This window comes from Protofrankia sp. Cr1 (assembly GCF_963555865.1).
In the GTDB taxonomy this organism is placed as follows: domain Bacteria; phylum Actinomycetota; class Actinomycetes; order Frankiales; family Frankiaceae; genus Protofrankia.
On the sequence record NZ_CAUVXO010000065.1, the window covers coordinates 12,717 to 17,723 of the forward strand.

Sequence of the window (5,007 nt, forward strand, 5' to 3'; positions counted from 1 at the left end):
CCATCATTGAATGCCGGGCCGGCGGCGGGCGGGTGGCACGGCACCGTTGCGAAGGTGTCCAGGCCCCGGCCTTCGTTCACACTGGTCGACACCTCCGGGCGGAATTTCGACTTTGCCAAGGAGACCGCCGGCCGGGCCACGCTTTTGTTCTTCGGCTATACGAACTGCGCGGATGTCTGCCCGACGACAATGGCCGACATCGCCGCGGCCAAGCAACTGGTGAGTTCGGCTGTCGGCTCGGCGGTCACCGTCGTCTTCGTCACGACCGATCCCGGCCGTGACACAGCGGGAGTGCTCCGGCGCTGGTTGAACCAGTTCGATTCCACGTTCGTCGGGCTCACCGGTTCACCGGCGCAGCTTGATGCCGCGCAGCAGGCGGCCGGCGTCCCGCTCGCGAGCGCGCAACAGGTACCGGGTGGCCGGTACAGCGTGGCGCATGCGGCCCAGGTCGCCGGCTATGGCGCCGATAACACCGAACACGTTCTCTACTTTGCCAGTACCAAGGTCGCAGACTATGCGGCGGACTTCCCGCGGCTGGTCGCCGTCTCGTGAGAACTCAGGTAGGAATCTGTGAATCCCAGCCAGGTGCTTGCCCCGCCACCGCCGCTGCGAACCCGTTTGGACAGCCCATCCGGACGGCTGCGTTTCGTGGTGAGCGGTGGGATGAGCGTGTTCATCCGCGTCGCATTGTCGGTCGTGTTCGCGTGGTTTCTCGGGGTGGGGGGCCAGGTCGCGTACGGATACTCGGTCGTCGCCACGATATTTCTCGTGCAAGGTCTGGACCGTGACTTCACCTGGTGGCGCCGCCAGGGCGGCTGGTTGTGGTCCGAGGCCGCACGGATCTCGACCGAGGCGGTCGGTTGGCTCATCTTCGTCGAGCTGACCAGATCCGACCAGAGCGCTCCGGTCGTCGGACAGGTCAGCATGCGCCAGCTGCTCGTCACCCTGGTGAGTGCGCTGGTGGTGGTTTGCGGGCACGTGGTGGTCGGCACCTGGCTTGTCGCCGCACAGACCGACGCGACGCCACGTGTTCGCTTCCTTCGCGGCTGTCTCGTCCTGCCGATGCTTCCGCTACTTGTAGCCATCGCCCGGATGCTGTATATGAACCGCGGCGAGGTGGCCCTCGCCGGGTGGACCGCAGTGTCGCTCGCGATGCTGTTCGTCGCCGGGTTGACCCTGGTCCGGGCACAGTACGGCTGGCAGCGGCCCGAACGGGTCGACCACGTGCACCTGGAGGACCGCACCCCAGCCCAGCACACCTTTTCACTGATCGTGCCCGCGCGGGAGGAGCCCGTCCTCGGCCGTACCCTGGCCCAGCTACTGGCCGGTGCTTACCCGCCGGACCTCTTCGAGCTTGTCGTCGTGGTATCCGACGACGAGGTCGACCGGGAGACGCGTGCAGTGGCCCAGGAATTCGCCGATCGTCACCCCAATGTAAAGCTCGTGACGCCGCGAAGCGCCATGCGCAGCAAGCCGCTTTCGCTGGAGGATGCGCGGAAGTACTGCCAGGGCGATCTGATCGGTATTGTCGACGCGGAGTCGCTGGTCGCCGGCGGCTTGCTCAGCTACGTGAACACACTCGCCGTCAATCATCCCGAGATCGGGATTTTCCAGGGCGGCGTCCAGCTGATGAATGTCCGCGGTACGGGCTGGCGGCGACCGGAATCGGCCGGGCCGGTGCGTGCGTTGGCGTCCTGGCTCAACAGTGCCACATCGTGGTGGCGGGCCCGTAACTGCCTGGAGTACTACATCTGGTTCATGTCGAGGTTGCGCTATCAGGCGGTGGCGCGTTTCATTCCGCTCGGCGGCAACACGGTATTCATCCGGCGCGAGGTTCTCGACGGGCTGGGCGGGTGGGATGTCTCCTGCCTGACCGAGGACTGTGATCTCGGCGTGCGTGCCTCGGTGGCTGGGGTCGAAACCATGGTCTTCTACCATCCGGAGCTGACGACGCGGGAAGAGACACCGGAGACCCTGGGGAAGCTGGTGGTGCAACGGACTCGGTGGATGATGGGCTTCATCCAGGTGTTCCAAAAGGGCGAGTGGCGCGGACTTCCGGGTTGGCGCCGGCGCGCGCTCGCCGTGGAAATGCTCTTGATGCCGTTCTTCCAGGCCGCTGCCGGGCTGGCTCTGCCCACGTCGGTGCTGCTCACCTTTTTTCTGAAGGCGCCAGTGGGACTCGTGATCATATTCTGGCTACCGCTGCTGGCGATGATTCTGATGGTCATCACGGAACAGGCGGCTTTCCACGACTTTGCCGATGCATATCAGCTCAAGGTCGGTCTACTCGACAGCGCCCGATTGATAGTGAGCGCGCCGGTATATCAGCTGGTCCTGTCCGTGGCGGCGCTACGCGCCATCGTGCGACTGGTCCAGGGCAAGGTGCAGTGGGAGAAAACCACGCATGTCGGTGCCCACCACGTGGTGATGCTGGGCTCCTCCGAGCTCGAGGGGGTTTCGTGACCACGACCACGACCACGACCACAGCCACGACCACAGCCACAGCCACAGCCACGCTGCCGGTCGCCGACCCGGATGGCATCGACGTCGTCGGCAGCGGTACCCGGGATCGTCGGATATTCGGGGATCGCATGTCGACCGCCCGAGCGCGCATCGCCGGCTGGCTGTTCGCGCACTGGCGGAGCCTGGCCCTGTTGACACTTATTCTCGTTGCCTGCGGGTTGGTTCACGGGATCAACCTCGATGGCTGGCCCGGCCGGATCAACGACGATGAGGGCACGTATGCGGCCCAGGCATACGCGATGCAATACCGGGGCCAGATCGCCCACTACACCTACTGGTATGACCATCCTTTTGGCGGTTGGCTGTTCATAGCCGTCTACACAACCGTCACGAATGCCTTCGAGCGGGCGTCTTCTGCGGTGACGGCCGCACGCGAGTGCATGCTGGTCGTCCATCTGGTCAGTTGCGCGCTCATTTACCTGCTCGCCCGCCGGCTCGCGTTTCGGCGTGCGTTCGCCGGTCTCGCCGTCCTGCTGTTCTCCCTGGCGCCGCTCGCGGTGTGGTATCAGCGACTGGCATTCCTCGACAACATTGCAGTGTTGTGGGTGGTGGCCGCCCTGGTCTGTGCGGCGTCGCCACGGCGCAGTGTGGGCTCGGCCATCGCGTCCGGGGTATTCATGGCCTTCGCGTTCTGGTCGAAGGAAACATCCCTGATGCTCCTGCCGGGTGTATATTTTCTGCTCCGGACGAACCGGGATCCGCGTAACTGGCGGTTCGTACGCGGCAACTTCCTCGGTTTCCTGACCGCAATCTGTGGAATCTACGTCCTCTATGCGGTGGCGAAGAACGAGCTGTTCGAGGGGGCGGACCACGTCTCGCTGATCCGTGCGATCAAGTGGCAGCTGTTCGAACGGACCGCGAGCGGGAGCCTGCTGCAGGCGGGTAGCGGCACGCAGGGTATGGCCGGTCTCTGGCTGCACCTGGATCCGTATCTGCTGGGTGCCGGTGTCCTCGCTGCGGTCCCAGCGCTCTGTGTCCGGCGTCTTCGGATGGTTGCGGCGCTGCTTCTGATTCAGGTCGTCTTCATGTTCCGTGACGGCTACATGCCGTACGCCTATGTAACCGCGATGCTGCCGTTCGCGGCGCTGTGTACCGCCGGAATGCTCGACGTGACCCTTCCCCGGGTCACCCGTGGGCCACAGGCGGTACGAGCCTCTCTCTTCCGCGGCGCCGCAGGCCCTACTCCCGGGGTTATTCGTGGCTCCAACGCGGCGGCGAGCCGGCGCCGGATCGCCGCGGCCAGGACAGCGCGCGTCGCCGTCGTGGTCTGCGTGGTGATCGTGGGCCTGGTCGCCCTGCCGGGCCGGTGGGCACCGACGTTGCGTACCGCGCTGACCGCCGACGACAGCAGGCCGAGCCGGGACGCCGCACGTTGGTACATCGAGAACGTGCCCAACGGCAACACCGTCGTGACGGACGACAACATCTGGACTGATCTCGTGATCGCGGGAAAGAAGCCGGACCCGATCTGGTTCTACAAGCTGGACCTCGACCCCGCGGTTCGCGGAAAGCTCACGAACGGCTGGCAGGATGTCGACTATTTCGTTCTCGGCAAGCTGATGCCGTCCACCTTGCATGATCTTCCGCTGGTGGCGGAGGGGCTGCAACATTCGGTCGTGGTGAGGTCCTTCGGATCGGATGGACAGATTACGATCCGTAAGGTGATCAAGTCGGGGTGTCCCGCCGAGGTGACAGCCTCGCCGAGCTGCTGACTACCTGCCGCCTGGTCAGGTGGATGTCGGCTTCAGGGGCCACCCAGGCAGGTTGCGTACGACCATCCAGACGAGCGCGCCGCCACCAAGGCCAGAAGCAAGTGGCCTGGGAACCCGGGTCCGTTCGCCCAGGCTGGCCGCACGCAGGTGCCGCCAGCCCAGGTACATCAGCACCGGACTGCAGAGCAGGACAAAGGGATTGTCGTGAACCGCAGCCCTCGCATGACCGTGAAGCAGGTCGTGAACCAGCCGAAGGCCTCCACATGCCGGGCAGTCGAGCCCGGTGACAATCTTCGTCGGACAGCGCGGCATGACCGCATCCGGGTCGTGCGGATCAACAACGACAAGATAGCCGATGCCGAGCGCGCACCCGGTCACACCGAGTAGCAACCGGCCACGGCCCGCAGCTCCGAAAGAGTGATTCTGATCAATCACGAAGTGGCCGGCCCTGCACGTCACGCACATCGCCGGTAAGAATCTGAATCCCGTCGATCAGCGCCCAGATCCCGAGGCCACCACAGGTGAACAACTGGGCGAGTGCGGTGCTGGTGTCGCCCAGATACCATCGCCCTGCCCCGAAGCCACCCAGGAAAATCTGAAGCAGCCCGGCAACAAGCTTCTGCTTGTCCGAGTACGGTTCCCCGGTCGCCGGATGGCGTCCGAACGGAGCCGACGGGTCGTATGATCCGGGCCCGTAATTCGGCGGTACGGGCTGCCTGGGGCCCGGTGGATAGCCGGGAGCGTTCTGGTAGCCGGGGTTCGGCGGATAGCC

General features: G+C 65.0%; 5 protein-coding genes. 3 read left to right on the top strand and 2 right to left on the bottom strand.

Annotation, left to right across the window (positions count from 1 at the left end; genetic code table 11):
• From U9980_RS08395 to U9980_RS08405, 3 genes are all read left to right on the top strand, one after another.
• Window positions 1-552 (top strand): SCO family protein (locus tag U9980_RS08395; RefSeq protein WP_322767415.1); only part of this gene is annotated, 552 nt, incomplete at its 5' end.
• Window positions 553-570: 18 nt separating this feature from the next.
• The gene (locus U9980_RS08400; protein ID WP_322767416.1) at window positions 571-2,463 is read left to right on the top strand and encodes a glycosyltransferase; all 1,893 of its coding nucleotides are present in this window, start codon (window positions 571-573) and stop codon (window positions 2,461-2,463) included.
• Window positions 2,460-4,235: an ArnT family glycosyltransferase gene (locus tag U9980_RS08405; protein WP_322767417.1), complete on the top strand. Its 1,776-nt coding sequence runs from the start codon at window positions 2,460-2,462 to the stop codon at window positions 4,233-4,235. Before U9980_RS08400 ends, U9980_RS08405 begins: the two co-directional genes overlap by 4 nt.
• 15 nt (window positions 4,236-4,250) lie before the next feature.
• Here U9980_RS08405 and U9980_RS08410 read toward each other — a convergent pair whose 3' ends face one another.
• Entirely contained in the window at window positions 4,251-4,670 is a 420-nt protein-coding gene (locus U9980_RS08410; protein ID WP_322767418.1) for a DUF2752 domain-containing protein, read from the bottom strand.
• Window positions 4,663-5,007 (bottom strand): TM2 domain-containing protein (locus tag U9980_RS08415; protein WP_322749800.1); only part of this gene is annotated, 345 nt, incomplete at its 5' end. The genes U9980_RS08410 and U9980_RS08415, both read right to left, overlap by 8 nt.